At 69.8% G+C, this 25,919-nt stretch carries 18 protein-coding genes and 1 tRNA gene; 11 read left to right on the top strand and 8 right to left on the bottom strand.

The features are described 5' to 3' along the window. Positions 1 to 194 precede the first annotated feature (194 nt). The 3 genes from RH864_RS04330 to RH864_RS04340 all read left to right on the top strand — a co-directional run bounded on the left by RH864_RS04330 (position 195) and on the right by RH864_RS04340 (position 6,946). Complete coding sequence (locus RH864_RS04330) at positions 195 to 5,855, top strand: peroxidase family protein (protein WP_310516283.1); 5,661 nt, start codon at positions 195 to 197, stop codon at positions 5,853 to 5,855. A gap of 304 nt (positions 5,856 to 6,159) precedes the next feature. Continuing rightward, positions 6,160 to 6,235: transfer RNA gene (locus RH864_RS04335), tRNA-Lys, on the top strand. A 453-nt stretch (positions 6,236 to 6,688) separates the two neighbouring features. Beyond that, positions 6,689 to 6,946 carry a hypothetical protein gene (locus RH864_RS04340; RefSeq protein WP_310516394.1) on the top strand — a complete coding sequence of 86 codons (258 nt, stop codon included), beginning with the start codon at positions 6,689 to 6,691 and terminating at the stop codon, positions 6,944 to 6,946. Positions 6,947 to 7,452: 506 nt separating this feature from the next. Here RH864_RS04340 and RH864_RS04345 read toward each other — a convergent pair. From RH864_RS04345 to RH864_RS04370, 6 genes are all read right to left on the bottom strand, one after another. Next, positions 7,453 to 7,719 (bottom strand): hypothetical protein, encoded by a 267-nt coding sequence (locus RH864_RS04345; RefSeq protein ID WP_310516284.1) that lies wholly within the window; start codon positions 7,717 to 7,719, stop codon positions 7,453 to 7,455. A 145-nt stretch (positions 7,720 to 7,864) separates the two neighbouring features. Next, positions 7,865 to 8,458, bottom strand: coding sequence for an energy-coupling factor transporter transmembrane component T family protein (locus RH864_RS04350; protein WP_310516285.1), 594 nt, complete (start codon positions 8,456 to 8,458; stop codon positions 7,865 to 7,867). A gap of 10 nt (positions 8,459 to 8,468) precedes the next feature. After that, complete coding sequence (locus tag RH864_RS04355; RefSeq protein ID WP_310516286.1) at positions 8,469 to 9,149, bottom strand: energy-coupling factor ABC transporter ATP-binding protein; 681 nt, start codon at positions 9,147 to 9,149, stop codon at positions 8,469 to 8,471. Further along, positions 9,149 to 9,784 carry a biotin transporter BioY gene (locus RH864_RS04360; RefSeq protein ID WP_310516287.1) on the bottom strand — a complete coding sequence of 212 codons (636 nt, stop codon included), beginning with the start codon at positions 9,782 to 9,784 and terminating at the stop codon, positions 9,149 to 9,151. The genes RH864_RS04355 and RH864_RS04360 overlap by 1 nt, the downstream gene beginning before the upstream one ends. Positions 9,785 to 9,929: 145 nt before the next feature. Continuing rightward, positions 9,930 to 10,406, bottom strand: a complete 477-nt coding sequence (locus tag RH864_RS04365) for a hypothetical protein (RefSeq protein WP_310516288.1) — start codon at positions 10,404 to 10,406, stop codon at positions 9,930 to 9,932. Positions 10,407 to 10,570: 164 nt separating this feature from the next. Further along, positions 10,571 to 10,759 carry a hypothetical protein gene (locus tag RH864_RS04370; protein WP_310516289.1) on the bottom strand — a complete coding sequence of 63 codons (189 nt, stop codon included), beginning with the start codon at positions 10,757 to 10,759 and terminating at the stop codon, positions 10,571 to 10,573. A 97-nt stretch (positions 10,760 to 10,856) separates the two neighbouring features. Between RH864_RS04370 and RH864_RS04375 the strand changes: the two genes are divergently transcribed. The 3 genes from RH864_RS04375 to RH864_RS04385 are packed head-to-tail and all read left to right on the top strand — an operon-like array spanning position 10,857 to position 16,340. Continuing rightward, positions 10,857 to 11,447: a TetR/AcrR family transcriptional regulator gene (locus RH864_RS04375; RefSeq protein WP_310516290.1), complete on the top strand. Its 591-nt coding sequence runs from the start codon at positions 10,857 to 10,859 to the stop codon at positions 11,445 to 11,447. Positions 11,448 to 11,484: 37 nt separating this feature from the next. After that, entirely contained in the window at positions 11,485 to 14,346 is a 2,862-nt protein-coding gene (locus RH864_RS04380) for an MMPL family transporter (protein ID WP_310516291.1), read from the top strand. After that, entirely contained in the window at positions 14,343 to 16,340 is a 1,998-nt protein-coding gene (locus RH864_RS04385) for a YhgE/Pip domain-containing protein (RefSeq protein ID WP_310516292.1), read from the top strand. The genes RH864_RS04380 and RH864_RS04385 overlap by 4 nt, the downstream gene beginning before the upstream one ends. 106 nt (positions 16,341 to 16,446) lie before the next feature. Here RH864_RS04385 and RH864_RS04390 read toward each other — a convergent pair whose 3' ends face one another. Beyond that, on the bottom strand, positions 16,447 to 17,307 hold the full coding sequence (locus tag RH864_RS04390) for a sugar phosphate isomerase/epimerase family protein (protein ID WP_310516294.1): 861 nt from the start codon (positions 17,305 to 17,307) through the stop codon (positions 16,447 to 16,449). Positions 17,308 to 17,429: 122 nt separating this feature from the next. Here RH864_RS04390 and RH864_RS04395 point away from each other — a divergent pair, with 122 nt between their 5' ends. Genes RH864_RS04395 through ilvC form a run of 5 tightly spaced genes read left to right on the top strand, consistent with a single transcriptional unit; the run spans position 17,430 to position 24,806 of the window. After that, positions 17,430 to 19,673 (top strand): bifunctional alpha,alpha-trehalose-phosphate synthase (UDP-forming)/trehalose-phosphatase, encoded by a 2,244-nt coding sequence (locus RH864_RS04395; RefSeq protein ID WP_310516295.1) that lies wholly within the window; start codon positions 17,430 to 17,432, stop codon positions 19,671 to 19,673. A gap of 10 nt (positions 19,674 to 19,683) precedes the next feature. Beyond that, complete coding sequence (gene ilvD / locus RH864_RS04400) at positions 19,684 to 21,381, top strand: dihydroxy-acid dehydratase (protein ID WP_310516297.1); 1,698 nt, start codon at positions 19,684 to 19,686, stop codon at positions 21,379 to 21,381. 46 nt (positions 21,382 to 21,427) lie between these two features. Beyond that, positions 21,428 to 23,230: an acetolactate synthase large subunit gene (locus tag RH864_RS04405; RefSeq protein ID WP_310516299.1), complete on the top strand. Its 1,803-nt coding sequence runs from the start codon at positions 21,428 to 21,430 to the stop codon at positions 23,228 to 23,230. 2 nt (positions 23,231 to 23,232) lie between these two features. After that, positions 23,233 to 23,742 (top strand): acetolactate synthase small subunit, encoded by a 510-nt coding sequence (ilvN, locus tag RH864_RS04410; protein ID WP_310516300.1) that lies wholly within the window; start codon positions 23,233 to 23,235, stop codon positions 23,740 to 23,742. Between the two features lie 35 nt (positions 23,743 to 23,777). Next, positions 23,778 to 24,806: a ketol-acid reductoisomerase gene (ilvC, locus tag RH864_RS04415; RefSeq protein WP_310516302.1), complete on the top strand. Its 1,029-nt coding sequence runs from the start codon at positions 23,778 to 23,780 to the stop codon at positions 24,804 to 24,806. Positions 24,807 to 24,894: 88 nt separating this feature from the next. Here the strand turns inward: ilvC and RH864_RS04420 are convergent, their stop codons facing one another. After that, positions 24,895 to 25,893, bottom strand: a complete 999-nt coding sequence (locus RH864_RS04420) for a LacI family DNA-binding transcriptional regulator (RefSeq protein WP_310516303.1) — start codon at positions 25,891 to 25,893, stop codon at positions 24,895 to 24,897. Between the last annotated feature and the right edge of the window lie 26 nt (positions 25,894 to 25,919).

Here is a 25,919-nt window from a genome sequence, read left to right on the forward strand (position 1 = left end):
ACCGAATCGGGGTCCCTTGTCCCCCAAAACGAGGGTGATTCAGCTCTTAATGATTGACGCTCAGCTTTTTCGCGCCCAAAACTGTGCTCGATGGGGACGCACTACCCGACGAATCCTCATCGGAGCTGCGATACCCGTCGCGCCTCCGTCGCCTCACACCTACTCGGTACCCAGCCGATCCCGGAGGCACGGCAATGAAACCCACTGCACCGGCGCGCGCCCGCGCGTCGATCGAACGTTCAGAACCAGGGCGCCTCGCGCGTCTCATCCTCGCCATCACCACCGCGGTCATGCTCGTGGTCACGATGCTCGCGCTGCAGCCGGTCTCGGCCGCGCACGCGGTCACCGACGACGACCCGTCGTTCGTCCTCACGCAGAACGACCTCGAGTTCCTGCTCCGCCAGATCCAGATCTCCGAGTCGCACGCCGCGGGCAACCCGCTGCGCTGCGCGAACGACGAGGACTCGAGCGGCAAGTGCCTCACCGGCGACGCGCGCACGCTCGGCGTCCGCACGGTCGACGGCACCGAGAACAACCTGGTCCCCGGTCAGGCCGAGTACGGCGCCGCCGACCGGGCCTTCCCGCGCCTGCTCGAGCCCGAGTGGCGCCAGGCCGACCCGAACCCGGCGTTCCCCGGCACCGTGCCGCCGACGGGCCCTCCGGGCAACCCGCCCGCGGTCGTCGAGATGTGCGAAGAGGGGCTGACCTGCTACGCGCAGACCGACGGTATCGTGTACGACTCCGACCCCCGCACGATCTCGAACCTGATCGTGGACCAGACGGTCAACAACCCGGCGATCCTGAACCAGCTCGACGCGGGCACCGCGACGCGAGTGCCGGGCACCGACCGGGTCGTGACGCCGAACACGGCGCCCGACGAGGAGCTGTCGGCGCCGTTCAACACGTTCATGGGCTTCTTCGGCCAGTTCTTCGACCACGGGCTCGACCTCGTCGCCAAGGGCGGCAACGGGTCGCTGATCGTGCCGCTGCAGCCGGACGACCCGCTGTACGTGGAGGGTTCGCGCACCAACTTCCTCACCCTCACGCGGGCGACCCGCGTGGCGGACGAAGCGGGCAACCCGACCGGTGAGCACATCAACCTGACCACGCCGTACATCGACCAGAACCAGACCTACTCGTCGCACCCGTCGCACCAGGTGTTCCTGCGTGAGTACGACGCGGACGCCCAGACCACGGGTCATCTGCTCGAGGGCGTCGAGGGTGGCCTCGCCACCTGGAACGACGTCAAGGCGCAGTCGCGCGAGGTGCTCGGCATCGACCTCACCGACGCGGACCTGCTCGACGTGCCGCTGCTGCGCACCGACCAGTACGGGCACTTCGTGCCCGGGCCGGGCGGCCTTCCGCAGCTCGCGGTCGCCGACGAGTCCGCCGAAGGCGGCGTCGCGTTCATCGAAGGCGACACCAGCGCCCCGATCTCGACGGAGAACGCACTCGGCACCGGGCACGCGTTCCTCGACGACATCGCGCACGGCGCGACGCCCGTCGTCGGCCCGAACGGGCAGCTGCTGCCCCGGTACGACGCTGACGGCGAGCCCGTGCTCGACCCCGAGACGGGTGAGCCGATCCTCTCGGGCTACGACAACGTCGCGCTCGGCCGGCACTTCGTCGCCGGTGACGGCCGCGTCAACGAGAACATCGGCCTCACGGCGGTGCACCACGTGTTCCACGCGGAGCACAACCGCATGGTCGGTCAGATCGAGGCCGTGCTGAACGGCGACCGCCCCGAGCTCGAGAGCGGCAACCTCGAGGAGTTCGCCAAGGCGTTCCGTGGCGAGGCGCACGCGTTCCCGTCGCTGAAGGCCGGGCAGGAGCTGCCGCAGCCCGAGTCCGACGACTGGAGCTACCGCGAGCGGCTCTTCCAGGCGGCGAAGTTCGCGACCGAGATGCAGTACCAGCACCTCGTGTTCGAGGAGTTCGGCCGCAAGGTGGCCCCGTCGATCGATGCGGTCGTCTTCAACGAGAACAGCTACAACCCGGGCGTCGACCCCGCGATCTTCGCGGAGTTCGCACACGTCGTGTACCGGTTCGGGCACTCGATGATGACCGACAGCATCGGCCGTGAGGCCGTCGACGGCGGCACGCAGGACTTCGAACCGGTACCCCTGTTCGACGGCTTCCTGAACCCCGACGCGTACAACCACGGTGGCGACCTCACACCCGAAGAGGCCGCCGGCTCGCTCATCAACGGCATGACCGCCGAGGTGGGCAGCCAGATCGATGAGCACGTCGTCGACACGCTCCGCAACCAGCTGCTCGGCCTGCCGCTCGACCTCGCGACGATCAACCTGCTGCGGGCCAGGGACGTGGGCGTCCCGCCGCTGCAGGAGGCTCGCCGCACGTTCTTCGCGGAGACCAACGAGCCGAGCCTGCGGCCGTACGACAGCTGGTTCGACTTCGGCCAGAACATCAAGAACGGCAACAACTTCGGTCGTGGCGGTTCGAACGCGTCGCTGGTCAACTTCGTGGCGGCGTACGGCACGCACCCGACGGTCGTCGACGCGACCACGATGGAGGCGAAGCGGGAGGCGGCTGCGTTGCTCGTGAACGGTGCGCCGCTCGGCGAGGAGTTCATCCTGCAGTACGCCGGCATCGACCGGTTCGACACCGCGGCGAAGGTCTCGCAGCGGGCATTCCCGAACCCGGGCGTGCCGGTGGCGTACCTGACGAACGGGCACAACTTCCCAGACGCCCTCGCGGGCGGCGCCGCTGCCGCGGCGCAGGGCGGGCCCGTGCTGCTGACGACGAACACCCTCGGCGCCGAGATCCCGAGCGCGACCGCGGTCGAGCTCGCGCGACTCAAGCCCGAGCGCATCGTGATCCTGGGTGACCGGCACGCGGTGAGCGAACCGCAGCGCGCTCGGCTCGAGACGTACGCCACGACCGGAGTCGTCGACCGCATCGGCGGCGTCAACCGGTTCGAGACGGCGGCGCTCATCAGCCAGGAGTTCGCTTCGCCGGGTGTCGAGCGGGTGTTCATCACGAACGGGCTGAACTTCCCCGACGCGCTCGCGGGCTCCGCGGTCGCGGCGCGGGACGGCTCACCCGTGCTGCTCGTGACGCCCGACTCGATCCCGCCGGTGACGGCCGCTGAGCTCGAGCGGCTCGACCCTGACGAGATCGTGGTGCTCGGCGGGCTGCCCACCGTCAACGCGAGCGTCTACTCCGCACTGCGGAGCTACGCCCCGTCGATCAGCCGGCTCGCCGGTGAGAACCGCGTCGACACGGCCGTGGAGATCAGCAAGGCGTTCTTCCCGGACGGGGCCGAGGACCTGTATATCGCGACGGGGTACAACTTCCCCGACGCGCTGGCCGGCGGCGTCGCAGCCGGGCTCTCGGGCTCGCCGCTGCTGCTCGTCCACCCGGACGGTGCCTCGCAGGCGGTGCTCGACGAGATCGAACGGCTCGCGCCCTCGCAGATCCACGTGCTCGGCGACTACCCGTCGGTGCCGCAGGTCGTGCACACGCAGCTCGCGGAGTTCACGCCCGTCCCGCTCGACCCGCCCGCTGACCGCGTGGAGTTCATGCAGAGCACGGGTGCATGGGCAAACTCGGCGCCGGGTGTGACCACGACGGGTCTCGACCAGGTGGACTTCTGGATCGGCGGACTCGCGGAACGGCTCAACCCGTTCGGCGGCATGCTGGGCTCGACGTTCAACTTCGTGTTCGAGGCGCAGATGGAGGCACTGCAGTTCGGTGACCGGTTCTACTACCTGTTCCGGAACCAGGGTCAGCAGCTGTTCGCCGCACTCGAGGGCAACACGTTCGCGGACATCATCCAGCGCAACACGGACGCGTCGAACCTTCCGGCCGACGTCTTCGCGCTGCACGACCCGATCCTCGACCTCGAGAACCTGCCGGACCCGCGCCCCGCGGGGCTCATCCAGGAGCCGAACGGCACCTGGCGCTGGGACGGCGACGAGCACGTCGAACTCCACGGAACCGCGAATGCCGACCGCATCCGTGGTGACGAGGGCGACGACGCGCTCTGGGGCTATGAGGGCGACGATGTCATCGAGGGCGGCGCCGGCAACGACGCGCTCGTCGGCGGCAAGGGCGATGACATCATCACGGACTCGTTCGGCGATGACAACATCAAGGGCAGTCAGGGCAACGATGCGATCAACTCCGGTCCAGGAGTCGACCTCACGCTCGGCGGGCTCGGCGACGACTTCATCATGGGCGGCGGTGACTTCAAGACCATCTTCTCCGGACTCGGAAACGATGTGATCCTGGGCACCTCCGGCCGGCTGACGGTCTTCGGCGGCGAGCACGACGACTGGGTCGAGGGCTCGACGCACGCCGACCTGCTGCAGGGTGACAATGCCGACCAGTTCCAGAACGACGTGCTGGGCGGGAACGACGTGGTCATCGGTGGTCTCGGCAACGACGACATCGAAGGTGAGGGCGGCGACGACATCCTCGTCGGCAAGGCCGTCGGCACCGATCGGCATCTCGGCAACCTCGGGTTCGACTGGCTCACCTACTACGGCGAGTCGCTGAACGTGAACGCCGACATGTCGATGACGCGGGTCGTCCAGCCGAACAACCCGCTGCCGAGCCGGTTCGATCAGCTCGAAGCCCTGTCGGGCGGTGCCGGCAACGACACCCTCCGCGGTCCGCTCGTCGCACCCGACGACGTCGCCGAGAACGAGATCCCGCTGCACAAGGCCACGGAGGAGAGCCTCGACCTGATCGACGGGCTCGAGGAGCTGCTCCGGCCGACCGGCGCACCGTTCGACTACGCCGCACCGCTGCTGCGGGGCACGCCGGAGTCCGACACCGACGGTGTCCACAAGATCATGGTCGGCGGCCCCGGCTCCGATCTGATCGAGGGACGCGGCGGCAACGACTACCTCGACGGTGACGCGTTCCTCAGGGTTCAGCTCGTCGACACCGAGACGGGCACGCGCTACGACAGCGCAGCCCAGGTGCAGGCGGCGGTGTTCCGAGGCGACGTGAACCCGGGCCAGCTGGACATCGTCCGCGAGATCGTGATGGACCCGAACGCCGACACCTCCGTCGACACCGCGTTCTACCGGAACGCGTTCGCGTCCTACACGATCAGCGAGCTGCCCGACGGGTACTGGCGGGTCGAGCACACCCAGGTGCAGGAGGCTGAGGAGAGTGACGGCGCAGACGTCATCCGCGGCTTCGAGGTGCTCCAGTTCAGCGACGGCTGCGCCATGCTGAACGACGCGGGCACCGCCTGGGAGGCGTGCGAGGCGAGCGCTCAGGTCCTGCTCGACACCGAGAGCCCCGTGGAGGACGTGCCCGTCACGGCGACCATCACGGATCTCGAGGGCGCCGAGCTCGACACCACCGGATTCACCAACGTGCAGTACACGTGGTGGGGCGGCGAGGGCGAGAACGCCGGCAACGTCACCGAGTGGGAACAGCTGGCAGTGGTCACGATCAATGCCGGTCAGCCCGCGAGCCCGACGACCTTCACACCCGGCGACACCGCCGTCGGGCAGTTCCTGAGGGTCACGGTGTCGTACCTCGACGCCGGCGGCATCGCCCGGGTCGCGGCCTCCGCGCCCACCACCAACGTGGTCGAGAACGTCAACGACGTGCCGACCGCACCGACCATCATCGTCTCGCCGAGCGGTCTGATGACCGTGACGCCGCCGACCGATGGTGATGGCTTCAACGAAGACGACCCCGGATTCACCTACCAGTGGTTCCGCGACGGGGTCCTCATCGAAGAGGCCTCGGGGAACACCTATACGCCAGGCACCGCGGACTCGGGAGCCACGATCACCGTGACGGTCGGCTACACCGACCTGAACGGCACGGCGGAATCGGTGACCTCGCCAGGGGTCCTCGCCCCCTAGAAGGAGGACCCCGGAAGGGTCGGGGAGAGTGCAGGCCTGGCGGGCAGGCCGGTGCTCTCCCCGATCCGGACCAGCGCAGACCCACCCCAGCCCCCGAGAGGTCGGTTCGCGCAGTGGCGACCTGTCGGGTACGGACCCGGTCGATGCCCCACCGCATCGGCCGGGTTCCGTGCGCGTCCCGGCGACGATGAACGGATGCCTCGGGCGGGAGCCTTCGGCAGCGAAGCCGACGCTCGATTGGCACATTCCGAGATCGGCTGGTAACGTTGATCCCCGGCCCGGGGCGATGAAATCCCGGGCCGATGCACCTCTAGCTCAATCGGCAGAGCAACTGACTCTTAATCAGTGGGTTCAGGGTTCAAGTCCCTGGGGGTGCACCAGTTCTTTGTGTTACTTCGCCTGATGGGTGCCGTTTGGTATCCGGGTGATGGGTGACACGGTTTCGGTTGATTGGTGACACTGCCTTCGGGTGATGGGTGACACTCCCGGAACACGGCTTGGGAGTGACGTCCTCTCCACATCGGCTCGCGCTGACGGGTGCTCCACAGATTCTCTCCTTGACGCGCCGACAGCAAATCGTCAACATTAGGTTGACGATGCGCGAATTCTCCCGAGTGCACGAAAGCACGGCATCGACGACGCGGACATCCTCCATGCGTGGGTCAACGCGTGTCGTTTCTTCGAGATCGAGTACGACCATGAGCGGCGGTTGCTCGTCATCGGGCCGGCAGCCGACGGTGCGCTCCTCGAACTCATCGTCGTTCCGCTGGATCGTCCGACACGGATTATCCACGCCGATCGGCTTCGCCGAAGTTCTATGACGCATTGAGGTGATGCAAAGGATGAGTACGAAACAGCAGGGTGATATCGACGCATGGCTCGATTCACTCGACCCAGCGGAGATCGAGTGGAAAGACGCGGCCGGGCTGCGTCGACTGATCGCGGCTCAGGATGCGCTGGCCGCCGCGGAGCAGGAACTGCGGTCGGCGGTGCGCGATGCGCATGAGTCGGGGCTGTCATGGACCGCGATCGGCGGCATCCTCGGCGTCTCCAAGCAGGCTGCGCACCGCAAGTACGCGGACCCAGCCTGAATCGACGGGCGAAACGCGTCAGTCGTCGACGCCGCGGGCCGCGAGGGCCTCGCCCATGGCTCAGCGGCCACGGGCGGCTTCGATGCCGACCGGAGCGACTACGACTTCATCGTCGACTTCACGCCGGCGGCAACGCCGGGGCGGTCTCGCCCCGGCGTTGTGCTCGGTCTACGAGCTGCTTTCCATGGCCACGAATTCGCCATTCGTCAGCCGGAATCGCCGCGTGGTGCGGGACCGTTCTGATTCAGCGCATTCCATCATGTTCGTATATAACATACGGAACGCTGCGAGCTCCCGGGGGATATCTGGCCAAACCGAACCGGCAGTATGCTCTCGCTCTTGAATCGCGACCCGGAGTTCCGGCTCGCTAATCAAGAATTCGACCCGTTCGTCTGCGCGTTCACCCCGATCGATCGCCGGCCAGAGCACGCGGCCCGTCGAGGCGTCTGCGTCAACGCCCGGACGTTGTCGGAGATGTTCGAAGTAGCGCTCGAGGATCGATGTCGTCATGACCGTGGGAATGCGGTGATCACTTTGTTGTTCTTCGCGCCTACGGGCACGGTAACGGTGTAGGTTCGCGCGGTGGCCTTGCTGTTGTAGTTCTTGATCTGGACGACCGCGGAGTAACGGTAGGTGTCGTTTCCACCATCGTACGGAGCTGAGGCCGGTTGGCCGACCGCGCCGCTGATGGCCCAGAGGGCGAATTGTTGCCACGTGCCCCCGAGGCCGTACTTCGTGACGATGTTGTTCCAGTCTGAGCTGTGCTCAGACACAATGTGTCGCCAGCCGTAAGCCGTTGATGACCAGCGTTCGCGATGGAGGGAAGCGATGAAGCCCCCGGGCAGTCTCCCAGGCCTCTCGGAAGCAGGCCGCGCACCGGAAGTACGCGGACCCGGCCTGATCGACGGGCGAGACGCGTCAGTCGTCGACGCCGCGGGCGGCGAGGGCCTCGCCCATGGCGTCGGCGGTCTGCAGGGCGCGTACGACGACCGGGACGGCGATCGCACGGAGGGAGCCTTCGGCGCCGCGCGCCTTGCGCGCATCGAGGACGGCGCGAACGAGGTCGTACATGAGCGGCACGGCGCGGATGGTGAGCGCGAGCACGAGCCCGACCCGGTCGGCGTCGATGCGGCGGCCGAACGGCCGCAGCGCCGCGCGCATGGCGTCGAGGATGTCGCCGACGCGGGTCGTCAACGTCACCAAGGCCGCGAGTGCCACGCACACGAGCACGCGCAGCGCGAGCATGAGCGCGGCCTCCCAACCCTGGAAGATCCAGTTGAGCGCGCCCGCGAGCGAGACGATCACGACGATCGGCACGATCTGGGCGAACAGGAGGCGTGCGGGGATCCCGGCGACCGCGAACAGCAGCGCGGTCACGGCCGCGGCCCCCAGCATCCACGGCCAGGACGGCAGCAGCGCGACCCCGATCACGGCGAGCGCGAGCCCCGCGAGCTTCCAGCCCGCGGGCAGGCGGTGCAGCGGCGAGTCGCCGGAGGAGTACAGGCCGATCATGACGGATGCCTCACCCCACGAGTGCCCGGTAGGCGTCCAGCGACGCGGCGGGCGGGCCGTCGGCCACGATCCGACCCTCGTCGACCACGAGCACGCGGTCGAACGACTCGACCGACTCGAGCCGGTGCGTGACCAGGATGAGCTGTTGATCCAGCTCGGCGAAGTGCCGCTCGACGAGCAGCGAGTTGCGCGCGTCGAGCAGGGTCGTGGGCTCGTCGGCGACGATGATCGCGGGCTCCGCGACGAGCACGGCGGCGAGTGCGAGCAGCTGCTTCTGCCCGCCCGACAGGCGGTGCGCGGGCCGGTCGGCGAGCTCGGTCAGCCCGAACCGCTCGAGCGCGCGATCGACGCGGGCCGAGGCATCCGCAGCACTCAGCTTGAGCCGCCTGAGCGAGAACGCGACGTCCTCGCGCACCGTGGGCATGACGATCTGATGGTCCGGGTTGGTGAACACGAAGCCCACGCGGCGGCGCACGTCGCGGCCGTGTCTGGCGACGTCGACGCCGTCGACGAGCACGCGCCCGGACGTGGGGGAGACGAGGCCGTTCACGAGCCGCGCGAGCGTCGACTTGCCCGAGCCGTTGGCGCCGATCACGCCGATCCGCGGCTCGGTCAGCGTGAGCGACACCTCGCGCAGGACCTCGTGGTCGTCGTACCGGTGCGAGACGGCGTCGAAGACGATCTCGGGCATCAGACTGCGGTGGTGTCCGCGTCGGCCGCGCGGCGGCGCCACGGCCACTCGCGGGGCGTGATGAGTCCGGGCCAGGCGCGGTGGACCGCGGCCGCGACGCCCGCGGCGATGACGGCCTTCACGACGTCGCCCGGGAGGAACGGCAGCGCGCCGGCGAGGAACGCCTGGTCGAGCGGGAGGCCGAGGACGACCGCGAGCCACGGCACGCCGATGAGGTAGACGACCACGACGCCGCCGACGAGGCTCGCCACGAGCAGCGGCCAGAACTTCAGCCTCGGCGCCAGCCGCTCCGCGATCCAGCCGATGACGAACGCACCGGGGATGAACCCGATGAGGAACCCGCCCGACGGGCCCGCCAGCACGCCGAGTCCGGCGGCACCGCCCGCGAGGATCGGCAGCCCGGCGAGGCCGAGCGCGGCGTAGACCACGACGGCGAGCGCACCTTTGCGCGCGCCGAGCATGACGCCCGCGAGCATGACGCCGAGCGTCTGCAGCGTGATCGGGACGCCGAACCCGACGGGGATCGCGCCGGGGAGCGTGAGGCCGGCGATGAGCGCGGCGAAGACCGCGATCTGCGCAAGATCGCGAGCGGTGGACTTCGTCTTGCTCCGGGCCGGTGCAGGCGTGATCGTCATGATTCCCCTCGTTGGACACACGTTCGGGTGGATGCTCTGAGGATCACGCTAGGAATGAGCGATGGGTGGGTGCGCGAGGTCGCCCTACAAAGAACTCGCGTGGACTTTGGAACGGCGTCGCCCAGCGTCGCGGGCGGACGGCCGCTCAGGCGGCCGCGTCGAGCTCGGCGCGCTCGGTCTCGGCGGCATCGGCGAGGTCGGCGGATGCCTCGGGCGACGCGGTCTCGTCCGCCTCGGCCGATGCGCGCTCGCGGACCGGCTCGGCCTCACGGACCGGCTCGGCCCAGAGCACGAGCGGCGACGGGTTCCAGCTCAGCGCCATGGTGTCTTCGCCCTCGGGCACGACGACGGCGACGGTCTCGCGCTCGTCGAGGATCGTGCGCGTGATCTCGGAGGCGATCTGGTGCGTCACGACGGCGTCGAAGATCATGTCGGTGTCTTCGGGCGTCCGGCGGACGAGCGCCCATTGCCCGCTCGCGCCGATGAACTCGGCGAGCTTGGTGTTCACGAGTTCGAAGATGTGCTCGCCGCGAAGGTCTGCGGCCGAGGCCCGGGGTGCGGGCGCGATGATGGGAGCGGCTTCGGCTTCGAGCCGTGCGCGGCGACGCCAGCGGCGGAACATCGGCGGCCCCTCTCGGGTCAGCGGGCGGGCAGTGGAGGTGCTTTTACCACAGTCTTGTGTACCGACGGCCCCATTCGCCGCTGGACACGCCGCCGCCGCTGGACACGCCGCCGCCGCTGGACACGTCGCCGCTGGGACGCGGCCTTCAGGCGTGTTCCGCGCGGTCAGTCGAGCAGCTTCGCGCGCTCCGACTCGTCGGTCACGGTGCCGATCGCGATCGCGAGGCTCGCGGCCCACGAGATCCACATCAGGAGCAGTCGCCAGTCGCGTGGCCCGGCGAACGTGGCCCGGACGACGCCGATGCCGCTGAAGATCGCACTGATGACGGCCCCGCTGAACAGGTACTTGCGCATGCAACCACGCTACCGGTCGTCTTCGGCGTACTGGGAGTACGCCGGGAATCTGACCGATCGGACAGACTCTGACCGATCGGTCAACTAGCGTGGTCGCATGCCCTCAGACCCCCAGGTCACCTCTCGCGTGCGCGCCGCCGACGAGCTGCGCCAGGTCGCGCTCGAACAGTTCGCGACGGTCGGCTTCGCGGCGAGCTCACTCCAGCAGATCGCCGACCACGCCGGGTACTCCAAGTCGAGCGTGCTCTACCACTACGCCTCGAAGGAGGCGCTGCTCGAGGCCGCGATCGGCCCCGCCATCGATCTCCTCGAACGGCTGCTGCACGACTTCGTCGAGGCGGGGCGCACGCTCGAGGCACGTCGCGTCTTCCTCACGCAGTTCGTCGACTTCCTGCTCGGCAATCGGCTCGCCGTGCACACCTTCGTGAACCAGGGCCAGTTCCTCCGCGACATCCCCGTCATCGAGCGCGCGAACTCCGCGATCCGCGGGCTCGCCGACTCCATCTGCGACGCCGATGCGCCGCTCGCCGAGCAGATGCGCTTCGGCGTCGCGCTCGCGGGCGCGACCTACGCCCTCGTCGCCGACGAGACCTTCCTCGCCGACGAGCAGCGACGTCCCGACGAGGACGTGCGCGACGCGCTCGTCGCCGTGCTCTCCGAGCTCCTGCTTCCGGCCGACGGCCGCTGACCGATCAGCCCCTGACCGAGAAAGGCCCGACCGAACCGTGGCTCTCCTTCTTCACCGCATCGGGCGCTTCGCCTACCGCCGTGCCTGGCTCGTCATCGCGGCGTGGGGCGTCGCGCTCGCCGCGCTGCTCGGCGCGGGCATCGGTCTCGGCGGTCAGCTCCAGGAGTCGTACTCCATCCCCGGCACCGAGTCGCAGACCGCGATCGATCAGCTCGCCGCGGTCTTCCCGCAGACGGCCGGCGCCTCGGCGAAGGCCGTGCTCGAGGCCCCGGACGGGGAATCCGTCGACGACCCATCGGCCCGCGCCGCGATCGAGGCGATGGAGGCCGACCTCGAAGCGGTCGACGGCGTCGTCAGCGTGCTCGGCCCGTTCGACGAGTATGCGGGCGACCAGATCTCGGGCGACGAGCGCACCGCCTACATCCAGGTCCAGTTCGACGGTCCGACGACGGATGTCTCGCCCGAATCCCTCGACGCGGTCGTCGCGACCGGCGAGATCGGGCGCGACGCCGGGCTCGAGGTCGCGTTCGGCGGCGAGGTGTTCGAGGAGACGACGTTCGGCCTCACCGTCACCGAGGCGCTCGGCGTGCTGTTCGCCGGCGTCGTGCTCTTCATCACGTTCGGCTCGCTCGTGGCCGCCGGCATGCCGCTGCTCACCGCACTCGTGGGCGTGGGCGCCGCCTTCGGCGGCATCTCGATCGTGTCGGCCTTCACCACGGTGTCGAGCACCGCGCCCATGCTCGCGGTCATGATCGGGCTCGCGGTCGGCATCGACTACGCGCTGTTCATCCTCTCCAGGCACCGCACCCAGCTCGCACGCGGCGAGGATCCGGAGCAGAGCGCCTCCGAGGCCGTCGCCACCGCGGGTGGAGCGGTCGTGTTCGCCGGGCTCACGGTCATCATCGCGCTGCTCGGCCTCCTCGTCGTCGGCATCCCGTTCCTCAGCGTCATGGGCGTGGCCGCGGCGTTCGCGGTGTTCATCGCGGTCGCGGGTGCGGTCACGCTGCTGCCCGCACTGCTCGGCGTGCTCGGCCGACGGCTCGTGCCGAAGCCCGGCAGTCGCGCCGCCCGCCGTGCCCTCGCCGGTGACGAGGGCGGGAAGCGCACGCTCGGCCGCCGCTGGGTGGACACGGTGCTGAAGGCCCCCGTCGTGTTCGTGGTGCTCGTCGTCGGTCTGCTCGGCGCTGCGGCGATCCCGGCCGCGAGCCTCGACCTCAACCTGCCCGCGGGCAACGGCGAGCCGGGATCGAGTCAGCGTGAGGCGTACGACATGATCGCGGACGGCTTCGGGCCTGGCGCCAACGGCCCGCTCATCGTCACGGTCGACATCACGCAGACGACCGACATCTTCGACGACCTCGACGCCATCCGCGACCGGCTCGCCGACGTCGACGGCGTCGACTACGTCGGCCAGGGCATGCCCAACGAGACCGTCGACACCGCGATCATCCAGGTGATCCCCGAGAGCGCGCCCGACGACCCCGAGACCAAACATGTCGTGCAGGAGATCCGGGACCTCGAGCCGTCCATCACCGCCGAGTTCGGCACGCCCATCGCCGTCACCGGGTACACCGCGGTGTCGATCGACATCTCGCAGCGGCTGAACGACGCGCTCATCCCGTTCGCGCTCATCGTCGTCGGGCTCTCGATCGTGCTGCTGCTCATCGTCTTCAGGTCGGTCTTCGTGCCGATCAAGGCCGCACTGGGCTTCCTGCTCTCGGCGTTCGGCGCGATCGGAGCGACCGTCGCGGTCTTCCAGTGGGGGTGGGCGGCCGACCTCTTCCACATCGAGCCCGGCCCGATCCTGAGCTTCCTGCCGATCCTGCTGATGGCCGTGCTCTTCGGCCTCGCTATGGACTACGAGGTCTTCCTGGTCTCGGGCATGCGCGAGGAGTACGTGAAGACGAAGGAGCCCCGCTCCTCGATCGTGCACGGGTTCCAGCACGCCGCCCGCGTGGTGACGGCGGCCGCGCTCATCATGTTCTTCGTCTTCTTCGCGTTCGTGCCCGAGGGCTCGGGCGTGATCAAGGGCATCGCGTTCGCGCTCGCCGTGGGCGTCGCGTTCGACGCGTTCCTCGTGCGCATGACGCTCGTGCCGGCCGCGATGGCCCTCGCCGGCCGGGGTGCGTGGTGGCTGCCACGGTGGCTCGGCAGAGTCCTGCCCGACGTCGACATCGAGGGCGAGGGGCTGCGCGCCCACCTCGAGCAGGCCAGGTGGGCCGGTGCCAGGCGAGCCGCGGTGCTCGCCGAGGGCGCCGTGTTCGGGCTGCCGGACCGTCCGATCGGCCCCATCGACCTCGATGCCCCGGCCGGCGGCGTGCTGCTCCTCGCGGGTGAGCCGGTCGACCGGCGCATCGTCGCCGCGACGCTCGCCGGCCGGCTCGCGCCCGTCGAGGGCCGCGTCGCGGTGCTCGGCGAGCCGCTGCCGACCGGGGCATCCGCCGTGCTCCGCCGGGTCGCGATCGCCGAGATCGACGCCGACGCGACACGCAGCGTCGGCGACGTCATCGCGTCCCGTCTCGACGCGACTAGGCCGTGGTACCGGCTCACGCCGCCGACGGCGGCCGTCGACGGCTGGCTCGAGCGGCTCGCCGAAGCTCGCGGCGCCGGCATGCCCGCGATCGACCGCGACACGAGTGTCGCCGCGCTGGGCGCGCAGGACCGCGCGCTCGTCGCATTGACCGCGGCCCTCGCCGAGCGGCCCGCGGCCGTCGTCATCGACCTCGACGACGAGACGGGCGCCGACGCCGCGCCGTTCTGGACCTCCGCGGCCCGGCTCGTGCCGGCCGCCACCACCGTCATCGCCGGGGTCGAGCCCGGACATGACGCCGCACCGTTCGCGCCCCGCGGGCTCAGCTCCGTCCGCCTCGGCGCCGTTCTCCAGGAGACGATCCGATGAGCACCCGACTGCAATCCCTGCTCGGCCGCACGACACGGCAGCGCCGCACCCGGTTCGCCGTGCTGCTCGCGGCGGTCATGCTCGTGCCGCTCGCCGTGGCCGGGCTCGTGTCCGCCGCGCTCGGCGGTGCGGGCGACCGGCTCGAGACCATCCCGGCTGTCGTCGTGAACGACGACGAGATGGTCACCACGACCCTGCCCGACGGCAGCGAGCAGACCGTGCTCGCCGGGCGCCTGCTCGTCACCGAGCTCACGGGCGACGGCGGCGCCGGATTCGATTGGACCATCACGAACGACGAGGAGGCGGCCGAGCAGCTCGCGTCGGGCGAGGCCTACGCGGTGCTCACGATCCCGTCCGGGTTCTCCGAGTCGATCACGTCACTCTCGGGCGAGCATCCGACCAAGGCCGACCTCTCGATCCGCACGGACGACGCGCACGGCTATCTCGCCGGCGCCGTGGCGCAGTCGGTCGGCACGGCCATGAGCGCGACGTTCGGCCAGGCCATCACGGCGCAGTACCTCGAGGGCTTCTACGGCAACCTCGCCACGCTCGGCGGCTCGCTCGGCGACGCCGCCGACGGGGCGACCGAGCTGTCGAGCGGGGCCGGGTCGCTCGCCGACGGCGTCGGCCAGCTCTCGGCGGGCGTCGCGCAGGCGGCCTCAGGGGCGACGGATGCCTCGGCCGGGGCCGCGACGTATGCGGGCGGCGTGCACCAGTACGCCGACGGGGTCACGAGCTACACGCAGGGCGTCGACGGCATCGCGGGCGGGCTCGGGCAGCTGAGCACGCAGACGGAGAGCCTCGGCCAGCTCGGCTCGGGCATCTCCCAGTACGTCGGCGGGGTGAACCAGGCCGTCGGCCAGGTGCAGGGCGCGTTCACGGGAGTGGCGGCCGCGCTCACGCAGGTGAAGGAGCAGAACCCGGAGCTCGCGCCGGTCATCGACCAGGTGCTCGCGGGCCTCCAGGAACAGGCCGGACCGATCGAGGCCCAGCTGCAGCAGTTCTCGGCGGCCGGCACCGAGCTCGCGAACGGCGCGAGCGGCCTCGGCGGACTTCACGACGGCATCGCGCAGCTCGCCGGCGGCGCCGCGCAGCTCTCGGCCGGCTCCGGCGGCCTCCGCGACGGCGCGACCGGTCTCGCCTCGGGCGCCGACCAGCTCGCCGGCGGCGTCGACGAGCTCGCGGCGGGGCTCGGTCAGCTCTCGACCGGGGCATCCGCCGCCGCGACCGGCGCGACCCAGCTCGCCGACGGGACCACCCAGCTCGCCGAGGGACTCTCGAGCGGCGCCGAGGGCGCCGAGGCGCTCACCGGGATCGACGCGGCCGAGACCGCCGACGTCGTCTCGCAACCCGTGAGCGTCGCCTCGGAACGTGAGAACGAGATCGGGTCGATCGGCGAGGTCATCGGCATCCTGTTCGCGCCCATCGGGCTCTGGATCGGGGCGCTCGCGATGTTCCTCGTCTTCCGTCCGGTCACCCGCGAGGTGCTGCGCAGCACGTCCTCGACGGGAGGCATCGTGTGGCGCACGCTCGCGCGCGCCTCGCTCGTCGCGCTCGCCCAGACCGTCGCCATCGTGGCGTTGCTGCACACCGCGCTCGGCGTGTCCTGGTCGGTGCTGCCGCAGACGCTCGCGTTCTCGGCGCTCATGGCACTCGTCTTCACCGCGCTGCACGCGTTCCTCACGACCGCGTTCGGGCGGGCCGGGCTGCTCGTCTCGCTCGTGCTCGTGGCGCTGCAGATCGCGGCGACCGGCGGGCTCTACCCGATCGAGGTCGTGAGCGATCCGTTCCAGGCGATCAGCCCGTTCCTGCCGCTCACCTGGGCCGTGCAGGGCATGCAGGGCATCGTCGCCGGCGTCGGCGGCGGGGTCGTGGGCGGGGCCGCGGCCGTGCTCGCGCTGTTCGGACTCGCCGGCGTGCTGCTCACGTGGGCGGTGATGGCGCGCCGCCGAGGCATCCGCTCGACGGGATTGACCGCGGCCGCGCTCGGCTGACCCGCGCCCGTCGGTCGAGTAGGCGCGCCGGCGCCGTATCGAGACCCGGTGACCTGTCTGCGAGACTCCGGGTCTCGATACGCTGTGCTACTCGACCAGCGAAGGGTCAGCCGCCCTCGCCCGGCTGGAGCGTCTCGAGGGCGCGCTGCGAGCGGCTCGTCTCGCGCGGGCGGGGAGCCTGACCGAGATGCCGGCGCGCGAACTCGAGGGTCTCGCGCAGCAGGTCGACGCGGTCGTGCTCGGTCTTCGCCTTGCGCGTGTTGACCTCGGCGACGACCGAGCCGTCCCAGTCGCGTTCGGCGAGCAGCTCGAGCACCTCGGCGACGGGCTCGCGACCGTGCCCCGGCAGCAGATGCTCGTCGAAGATCTGGCCCTCGCCGATCGCGCCCGAACCGTCGCACAGATGGACGTGCCGCAAACGGTCGCCGAGGTCCTTCGCGTAGGCGAGGCTGTCGACGCCTGAGAGCGCGGCGTGCGAGAAGTCGAGCGTGACCGCGTCGCAGTCCATGACGCGCGGGTCCCAGCCGGGGGAGTACGCCTTCAGGTTCTTGCCTGCGGCGCGCCACGGGAACATGTTCTCGACAGCGATCTCGACGCCGCGGCGTTCGGTGATCTCGCGCACGATCGAGAGGAACTTCTCGGCGTAGCCGGACTGCCAGCGGAACGGCGGGTGGACGACGACCGAGTCGGCGCCGACCGCGGCCGCGAGCTCGGCCGTGCGGTCGAGCTTGACTCGCGGGTCGCGGCCCCACACGAAATGCGTGAGCAGCAGCACGGGTGCGTGGATCGACAGCACGGGCAGCGCGTACCGCTTCGAGAGCTCGCGCAGGACCTCGGGCTGCTGGGTGGTCTCCTCCTGGGTGACCATCACCTCGACCCCGTCATAGCCGGACAGCTTCGCCAACCGGAAGGCTTGCTCGGGACCCTGCGGATACACGCAGGTCGTGCTCATACCGACTCGGATCATCAGGTGCGCCAGTGTAGTGCGCCGAACTGACGGGTGGGCGGGGATTGACGCCATACCACGAACCGACCGGCCGAAATGGCGACTGTTAGCCTGAGAGGAGCGCGAGGAGGACACCGCCGGTCATGACGAAATCTCCCGGATCAGACGAGCTCTACATCGACGCCGCCTACGACATGGTCGTCGTCTCGAACCGGTTACCGGTCGACTACCAGGGCGGCGAAGGCGACGAGATCAGCTGGCGCAGCTCGCCCGGCGGGCTGGTCACCGCGCTCGAACCCGTCATGCGAGCCTCCGAAGGGGCGTGGGTCGGCTGGGCGGGCGTCGCCGACCGCGAGTTCGACCCGTTCGACCACGACGGCATCTCGATCATCCCCGTCCCGCTGTCCGAGCAGGAGCTCGAGGACTACTACGAGGGCTTCTCGAACGACACGCTCTGGCCGCTCTACCACGACGTGATCGCACCGCCGACCTACCACCGCGAGTGGTGGGACGCCTACGTGCGCGTCAACCGCCGGTTCGCCGAGGCGGCCGCGCGTGCCGCGGCCGAAGGGGCCGTCGTCTGGGTGCAGGACTACCAGTTGCAGCTCGTGCCGCGCATGCTCAGGGAGACCCGGCCCGACCTCGTGATCGGGTTCTTCAACCACATTCCGTTCCCCGCATACGGCATCTACTCGCAGCTGCCGTGGCGTCGTCAGGTCGTCGACGGCCTGCTCGGCGCCGACGTGATCGGGTTCCAGCGCTCGGCCGACGCGAGCAACTTCGCGCGCGCCGTGCGCCGGCTCTTCGGCTACGCGACGAAGGGCACCGTGATCGAGGTCCCCGCCGAAGACGGCGAGGTGCGACGCGTCGTGGCCCGGCACTTCCCGATCTCGATCGACGCGGCCGGCTTCGAGGAGATCGCGCAGCGCCCCGAGGTGCAGGAGCGCGCGCGACAGATCCGCGAGGAGCTCGGCAACCCCGCAACGGTCATGCTCGGCGTCGACCGGCTCGACTACACCAAGGGCATCAGGCACCGCATCAAGGCGTTCGGAGAGCTGCTGCGCGACGGACGTCTCTCGGTCGAGGACGCGACGCTCGTGCAGGTCGCGAGCCCCTCGCGCGAACGCGTCGAGACCTACCGCCAGCTGCGCGACGAGATCGAGCTGCAGGTCGGCCGGCTGAACGGCGACTACTCGACGCTCGGCCACCAGGCGGTCGCGTATCTGCACCACGGCTACCCGCGCGAGGAGATGGTCGCGCTGTACCTCGCGGCCGACGTCATGCTCGTGACCGCGCTCCGCGACGGCATGAACCTCGTCGCGAAGGAATACGTCGCGTGCCGGTTCGACACCGACGGCGTGCTGCTGCTCAGCGAGTTCGCGGGGGCCTCCGACGAGTTGCGGCAGGCGATCCTCGTGAACCCCCACGACATCGAGGGCCTCAAGGACGCGATCATCGAGGCGACGCAGATGCCCAAACGCGAGCGCGCCAGGCGCATGCGGGCCCTGCGCAAGCGGGTGCGGGAGAACGACGTCGCGAACTGGTCGGCCACGTTCCTCGAGACGCTCACGGGCGTGGGCAAGATCGCGCCCGGCATCCCCGACCCGCTGCAGGCCGCGATCGTCGCGCTCGCCGGGACCGAGCGGCTGCTGGTCGCACTCGACTTCGACGGGACGCTCGCCCCGCTCGTCGACCGCCCGGAGGACGCCCGCGCGACCGAGCGGGCGCGCGCCGCGATCGAGCGGCTCGGCGCGGCCGACGACACGCGGGTCGCGATCGTCTCGGGCCGGGCGCTCGACAGCCTCGGCTCGGTCGCGAGCCCGCCGGACGGCACCCTGCTCAGCGGTTCGCACGGGGTCGAGCTGCAGCTCGACGCCGGAGCGGTCACGCTCGACCTGCGCGACACCGAGCTCGCGAAGCTCGACCGGCTGAGCGAGATCGTCGGTTCGGTCGCCGCCTCGAACTCGGGCGCGTGGATCGAGAAGAAGCCCGCAGGCCTCGCCCTGCACACCCGCCGGCTCAGCACGGTCGAGGGCGCCGCCCTGCAGCAGGACGCGCGCGAGCAGGTCGCCGCCGAACTGCTCGGGATCACGGTCCGAACCGGCAAGGCCGTGCTCGAGTTCGCGGTGCGGGAGAGCGACAAGGGCGAGTCGCTGAACCGGTTGCGGCAGCATGTGGGTGCGACGGCCGTGCTCTACATCGGCGACGACGTCACCGACGAGGACGCGTTCGCGACCCTCGACAGCGACGACGTCGGCGTCAAGGTGGGTCAGGGCAAGTCGCTCGCGGCGCACCGAGTGCGCAGCCCGGAAGAGGTCGCCGAGCTCCTCGAGCGGCTGGCTGACGCCCGCGAGAGTGCGCACGGCCGCAGCTCGCACTGGTCCTAGACTCGTTCCCATGCCCAGCGAGTTCGATCACAAACCCCGTAGCCGCGTCGTCACCGACGGCATCGAAGCCACGACCAGCCGTGGCATGCTCCGTGCCGTCGGCATGGGCGACGCCGACTGGGACAAGCCGCAGATCGGCATCGCGAGCTCCTGGAACGAGATCACGCCGTGCAACCTCTCGCTCGCGCGACTCGCGCAGGCCGCGAAGGAGGGCGTGCACGGCGGCGGGGGATACCCGCTGCAGTTCGGCACCGTGTCGGTGTCCGACGGCATCTCGATGGGCCATGAGGGCATGCACTTCTCGCTCGTGTCGCGCGAGGTCATCGCCGACTCGGTCGAGGTCGTGATGCAGGCCGAGCGGCTCGACGGGTCGGTGCTGCTCGCGGGCTGCGACAAGTCGATCCCCGGCATGCTCATGGCGGCGGCGCGGCTCGACCTCGCGAGCGTGTTCCTCTATGCCGGGTCGATCGCACCGGGCTGGGTGCGGCTCTCCGACGGCACCGAGAAAGACATCACGATCATCGACTCGTTCGAGGCGGTCGGCGCGGTCAAGGCCGGCAAGATGAGCGAGGCCGACGCCAAGCGCATCGAGTGCGCCTTCGCGCCGGGCGAGGGCGCGTGCGGCGGCATGTACACCGCGAACACGATGGCCTCCGTCGCTGAGGCGCTCGGGCTCTCGCTGCCCGGGTCGGCATCGCCCGCGTCGGCCGACCGGCGCCGCGACTACTACGCGCACCGCTCGGGCGAGGCCGTCGTCAACCTGCTGAAGCAGGGCATCACCGCGCGCCAGATCCTCACCAAGAAGGCGTTCGAGAACGCCATCGCGGTCGGCATGGCGCTCGGCGGCTCGACGAACATCGTGCTGCACCTGCTCGCGATCGCGCGCGAGGCCGAGGTCGAGCTCACGCTCGACGACTTCAACCGCATCGGCTCGAAGGTGCCGCACATCGGCGACCTCAAGCCGTTCGGCAAGTACGTCATGAACGACGTCGACCGCCGCGGCGGTGTGCCCGTGCTCATGAAGGCGCTGCTCGAGGCCGGCCTCATGCACGGCGACGTGCTGACCGTGACGGGCAAGACCATGGCCGAGAACCTCGCCGAGCTCGACCTCCCCGAGCTCGACGGCGAGGTGCTGCGCACGCTCGACGACCCGATCCACGCGACCGGCGGCCTCACCATCCTGCACGGCTCGCTCGCGCCCGAGGGCGCCGTGGTGAAGACCGCGGGCTTCGACGCGGCGACCTTCGAGGGCCCGGCCCGCGTGTTCGAGCGTGAGCGCGCGGCGATGGACGCGCTCACGAACGGCGAGATCTCGCACGGCGATGTCATCGTCATCAGGTACGAGGGCCCCAAGGGCGGCCCCGGTATGCGCGAGATGCTCGCCATCACCGCCGCCATCAAGGGCGCCGGGCTCGGAAAAGATGTACTACTCTTGACGGACGGTCGATTCTCAGGCGGCACAACCGGCCTGTGCATCGGCCATCTGGCACCCGAGGCGGTGGACGCAGGTCCGATCGCCTTCGTGCGCGATGGTGATCTGATTCGGGTCGATATCGCGGCTCGCTCCATCGATCTACTGGTCGACGAAGCTGAGCTGGCAGCCCGCCGTGAAGGCTGGGCTCCGCTACCTCCGCGCTATACCCGAGGCGTCCTCGCGAAGTACTCCAAGCTCGTGCGCTCCGCTGCCGAAGGCGCGACGACGGGCTGAGCGCTGCGCCCACCCCCGCACACTCTCGTCCAGTAGAAGGAAACGAATGTCCACGGAACCGAATCCCGTGCCGACGCCCCCGAGCCTGCCGTCCAGCGCGCCCGAGGAGCTGACCGGCGCCCAGGCCGTCGTCCGCTCGCTCGAGCTGCTCGGCATCACCGACGTCTTCGGGCTTCCCGGTGGCGCCATCCTCCCGGTGTACGACCCGCTCCTCGACAGCAGCCGGCTCCGGCACATCCTCGTCCGGCATGAACAGGGCGCCGGGCACGCGGCCGAGGGCTACGCCTCGTCGTCGGGCAAGCTCGGCGTCGCGATCGCGACGAGCGGTCCGGGCGCGACGAACCTCGTCACGGCCATCGCCGACGCGCACATGGACTCGGTCCCGCTGCTCGCGATCACCGGACAGGTGTTCTCGACCCTCATGGGGACCGACGCGTTCCAGGAGGCGGACATCGTCGGCATCACCATGCCGATCACGAAGCACTCGTTCCTCGTCAAGCGCGCCGACGAGATCCCGGCCACCATCGCGGCCGCGGTGCACATCGCGACGACCGGCCGCCCCGGCCCGGTGCTCGTCGACATCACCAAGGACGCCCAGCAGGACACGTTCGCGTTCCAGTGGCCGCCGAAGGTCGACCTTCCCGGGTACCGGCCGATCACGAAGGCGCACGGCAAGCAGGTCCAGGCCGCGGCGCAGCTCATCGCCGAGGCCAAGCGCCCAGTGCTCTACGTCGGCGGCGGCATCGTCCGCGCGAACGCGTCGGAGGAGCTCATGGCGTTCGCCGAGGCGACGAAGTCGCCGGTCGTGACCACGCTGATGGCGCGCGGGGCGTTCCCCGACTCGCACCAGCAGCACCTCGGCATGCCCGGCATGCATGGCACGGTCCCCGCCGTCCTCGCCCTGCAGGAGGCGGACCTGCTGGTCGCGCTCGGTGCGAGGTTCGACGACCGTGTGACGGGCAAGGCCGCGCTGTTCGCGCCCAACGCGAAGGTCGTGCACGTCGACATCGACCCGGCCGAGATCTCGAAGATCCGCACGGCCGACGTGCCGATCGTGGGCGACCTGAAAGAGGTGCTCGTCGACCTCGCCGCGGCGTACCGCGACGTCGCCGGCTCGACGACGCCCGATCTCGAGGAGTGGTGGTCGACGCTCGACAGCCTCCGTGAGGAGTTCCCGCTCGGCTTCAGCCCGACCACCGATGGGCTGCTCGCGCCGCAGTACGTGATCCAGCGCATCGGCGAGCTGACCGGGCCCGAGGGCGTCTACGCCGCGGGCGTCGGCCAGCACCAGATGTGGTCGGCGCAGTTCATCAAGTACGAGCGGCCGAACTCGTGGCTGAACTCGGGCGGCGCCGGCACGATGGGCTACGCGGTGCCCGCCGCGATGGGCGCGAAGGTCGCCCAGCCCGACCGGGTGGTGTGGGCGATCGACGGCGACGGCTGCTTCCAGATGACGAACCAGGAGCTTGCGACCTGCACCCTGAACGACATCCCGATCAAGGTCGCGGTCATCAATAACTCCTCGCTGGGCATGGTCCGCCAGTGGCAGACCCTGTTCTACGACGGCCGGTACTCCAACACCGACCTGAACACCGGGCACGACACCGTGCGCGTCCCCGACTTCGTGAAGCTCGCCGAGGCGTACGGCGCGCTCGGCATCCGGGTGACGAAGGAAGAGGAGGTCGACGCCGCGATCAAGCTCGCGCTCGAGACCAACGACCGGCCCGTCGTGATCGACTTCGTCGTGTCGGCCGACGCCATGGTGTGGCCGATGGTCCCGCAGGGCGTGTCGAACAGTTACGTGCAGTACGCCCGCGATCACTCGCCGGCCTTCAGCGAGGAGGACTGACCATGTCGACCCACGTGCTCTCCCTCCTCGTCGAGGACAAGCCGGGCCTGCTCACGCGCGTCGCCGGGCTGTTCGCGCGCCGCGGGTTCAACATCGAGTCGCTCGCGGTCGGCCACACCGAGATCCCCGGCCTGTCGCGCATCACGGTCGTGGTCGACGTCGAGGACCTGCCGCTCGAGCAGGTCACCAAGCAGCTCAACAAGCTCGTGAACGTCATCAAGATCGTCGAGCTCGAGCCCGCGCAGTCGGTGCAACGCGAGCACCTGCTGATCAAGGTCCGCGTCGACAACACGACCCGTTCGCAGGTCCTCGAGGCCGTGAACCTGTTCCGGGCGCGCGTCGTCGATGTCGCGACCGACGCGCTCGTCATCGAGGTGACGGGCGACTCCGGCAAGACCCAGGCGCTGCTCAAGGTGCTCGAGCCGTACGGCATCAGGGAGATCGCCCAGTCGGGGCTCCTCGCGATCGGCCGTGGCGGCAAGTCCATCTCCGAGCGCGTCTTCCGCAGCTGACCAGACCGAACCAACCAAGGAGAAAGTAACCACTCATGGCTGAGATCTACTACGACAACGACGCGGACCTCGCGCTCATCCAGGGCAAGAAGGTCGCCGTGGTCGGCTACGGCTCGCAGGGCCACGCGCACGCGCAGAACCTCCGCGACTCGGGCGTCGAGGTCGTCATCGGCCTGAAGGACGGCTCCAAGTCGATCCAGAAGGCGTCAGAGGCGGGCTTCGAGGTGAAGAACGTCGCCGAGGCCGCCGCCTGGGCCGACGTCATCGTCATCCTCGCGCCGGACCAGTACCAGCGTCACATCTACGCCGAGTCCATCAAGGACAACCTCGCCGAGGGCAAGACCCTCGTCTTCGGTCACGGCTTCAACATCCGCTTCGGCTACATCGAGGCGCCCGAGGGCGTCGACGTGATCATGGTCGCGCCGAAGGGCCCGGGTCACACGGTGCGTCGCGAGTTCGAGGCCGGTCGCGGCGTCCCCGTGATCGTCGCGGTCGAGAAGGATGCCTCGGGCAACGCGTGGGCGCTCGCGCTGTCGTACGCGAAGGCGATCGGCGGCCTGCGCGCCGGCGGCATCAAGACCACCTTCACCGAGGAGACCGAGACCGACCTGTTCGGTGAGCAGGCCGTGCTGTGCGGTGGCGTCTCGCAGCTCATCCAGTACGGTTTCGAGACGCTGACCGAGGCGGGCTACCAGCCGCAGGTCGCGTACTTCGAGGTGCTGCACGAGCTCAAGCTCATCGTCGACCTCATGTGGGAGGGCGGCATCGCCAAGCAGCGCTGGTCGGTCTCCGACACGGCCGAGTACGGCGACTACGTGTCGGGCCCGCGCGTCATCGACCCGCACGTCAAAGAGAACATGCAGGCCGTGCTGGCCGACATCCAGTCGGGCGCGTTCGCCGAGCGGTTCATCGCCGACCAGGACAACGGCCAGAAGGAGTTCCTCGAGCTCCGCAAGAAGGGCGAGCAGCACCCCATCGAGGCGACCGGCCGCGAGCTCCGCAAGCTCTTCGCCTGGAACGCCTCCAACGACGACGACTACGTCGACGGCGAGGTCGCCCGCTAACGCGCAGCGCCTCTCACGTCGCAGTCCCCGCGCGGCCGGCCGTCCAGCCGGCCGCGCGGGGACTGTGGCTGTTTTGGGAAAGTGACGGTCACTCGCCGGTTCGTGGCGGAGCCGTCGAGTCCCGGACACGGAGCGAGGGTTCGATGACGAGCCGGGTCGGCCCGGCATGCCGCAGCTCCGGTTGCTCGATCCGGCCGACGAGCGTCTCGATGGCGCGGGCCGCGAGCTGTTCGATGTGCTGCGACACGGTGGTCAGGCGCAGTCCGGACGACGCCCAGCCGACGTCGTCGAACCCGAGCACCGACACCTCCTGCGGCACGAGGATGCCGCAGCGCGTGAGTTCGGTGATCACGCCCACCGCGACCTCATCGTTGTACGCGAGCACGGCGGTCGGCAGTCCACCTCCCAGCAATCGGCGGGCCACCGCCGCTCCGGCGCCGACGTTCCCCGACGTGACGTCGAGGACGTGCTCGGCGAGTCCGTGCGCCTCGACATAGCTGCGGTACGCCTCGAGGCGCCTCCGGCCCACCGGATGACCGGGTAGGGCCACATGGCAGATCGCCGTGTGCCCCAGTCGCGTGAGATGGTCCAGCGCGAGCCGCACGCCGACGCTACTCGAGCTCAGCACGCGGTCGGCGTGCTCGGGTCCTGTGTGACCGATCAGGACGAGCGGGTCGTCGCCCACGGACTCGCCGATCTCGCCCGGGTCGATGAGGATGAGCCCGTCGGGCCGGGCCTCCTGGAGCGTGGCGATCGCCTCGCTGGGCTGACGGTCGTAGGTCACGCCGCTGAGGAGGAGTTCATAGCCAGATCGGGTCGCTGCTGCGTACAGGCCGCGCAGCAGACGGGCATGAAACTCGCTTTCGAGTGCAAACTGCACGCCGATCACCCGGGTGCGTGCGGCGGCCAGCCGGCTCGCCCTGCGGTCGGGTCGGTAGCCGAGCGCTCGCATCGATGCCCGCACGCGGGCGCGCGACTCAGCGCTCGCGCCGGGCGCTTCGCGCAGCACGATCGACGCGAGGGCGCGCGAGACTCCGGCGTGGCGGGCGACGTCTTCGAGCGTGGGCCGCTGGGGCGATTCGTTCATTTGTCTTGACATTTGAAGTACCTCGA

The organism is Agromyces aerolatus (assembly GCF_031432255.1).
In the GTDB taxonomy this organism is placed as follows: domain Bacteria; phylum Actinomycetota; class Actinomycetes; order Actinomycetales; family Microbacteriaceae; genus Agromyces.

Bases quoted from the DNA above. Each gene is read 5' to 3' on its own strand.
- RH864_RS04395 (WP_310516295.1), top strand. From the start codon at position 17,430: ATGACGAAATCTCCCGGATCAGACGAGCTCTACATCGACGCCGCCTAC.
- RH864_RS04350 (WP_310516285.1), bottom strand. From the start codon at position 8,458: ATGATCGGCCTGTACTCCTCCGGCGACTCGCCGCTGCACCGCCTGCCC.
- RH864_RS04360 (WP_310516287.1), bottom strand. From the start codon at position 9,784: ATGACGATCACGCCTGCACCGGCCCGGAGCAAGACGAAGTCCACCGCT.
- RH864_RS04405 (WP_310516299.1), top strand. From the start codon at position 21,428: ATGTCCACGGAACCGAATCCCGTGCCGACGCCCCCGAGCCTGCCGTCC.
- RH864_RS04330 (WP_310516283.1), top strand. From the start codon at position 195: ATGAAACCCACTGCACCGGCGCGCGCCCGCGCGTCGATCGAACGTTCA.
- RH864_RS04370 (WP_310516289.1), bottom strand. From the start codon at position 10,759: ATGCGCAAGTACCTGTTCAGCGGGGCCGTCATCAGTGCGATCTTCAGC.
- RH864_RS04375 (WP_310516290.1), top strand. From the start codon at position 10,857: ATGCCCTCAGACCCCCAGGTCACCTCTCGCGTGCGCGCCGCCGACGAG.
- RH864_RS04365 (WP_310516288.1), bottom strand. From the start codon at position 10,406: ATGTTCCGCCGCTGGCGTCGCCGCGCACGGCTCGAAGCCGAAGCCGCT.
- ilvD (WP_310516297.1), top strand. From the start codon at position 19,684: ATGCCCAGCGAGTTCGATCACAAACCCCGTAGCCGCGTCGTCACCGAC.
- RH864_RS04340 (WP_310516394.1), top strand. From the start codon at position 6,689: ATGCAAAGGATGAGTACGAAACAGCAGGGTGATATCGACGCATGGCTC.
- ilvC (WP_310516302.1), top strand. From the start codon at position 23,778: ATGGCTGAGATCTACTACGACAACGACGCGGACCTCGCGCTCATCCAG.
- ilvN (WP_310516300.1), top strand. From the start codon at position 23,233: ATGTCGACCCACGTGCTCTCCCTCCTCGTCGAGGACAAGCCGGGCCTG.
- RH864_RS04355 (WP_310516286.1), bottom strand. From the start codon at position 9,149: ATGCCCGAGATCGTCTTCGACGCCGTCTCGCACCGGTACGACGACCAC.
- RH864_RS04385 (WP_310516292.1), top strand. From the start codon at position 14,343: ATGAGCACCCGACTGCAATCCCTGCTCGGCCGCACGACACGGCAGCGC.
- RH864_RS04420 (WP_310516303.1), bottom strand. From the start codon at position 25,893: ATGAACGAATCGCCCCAGCGGCCCACGCTCGAAGACGTCGCCCGCCAC.
- RH864_RS04390 (WP_310516294.1), bottom strand. From the start codon at position 17,307: ATGATCCGAGTCGGTATGAGCACGACCTGCGTGTATCCGCAGGGTCCC.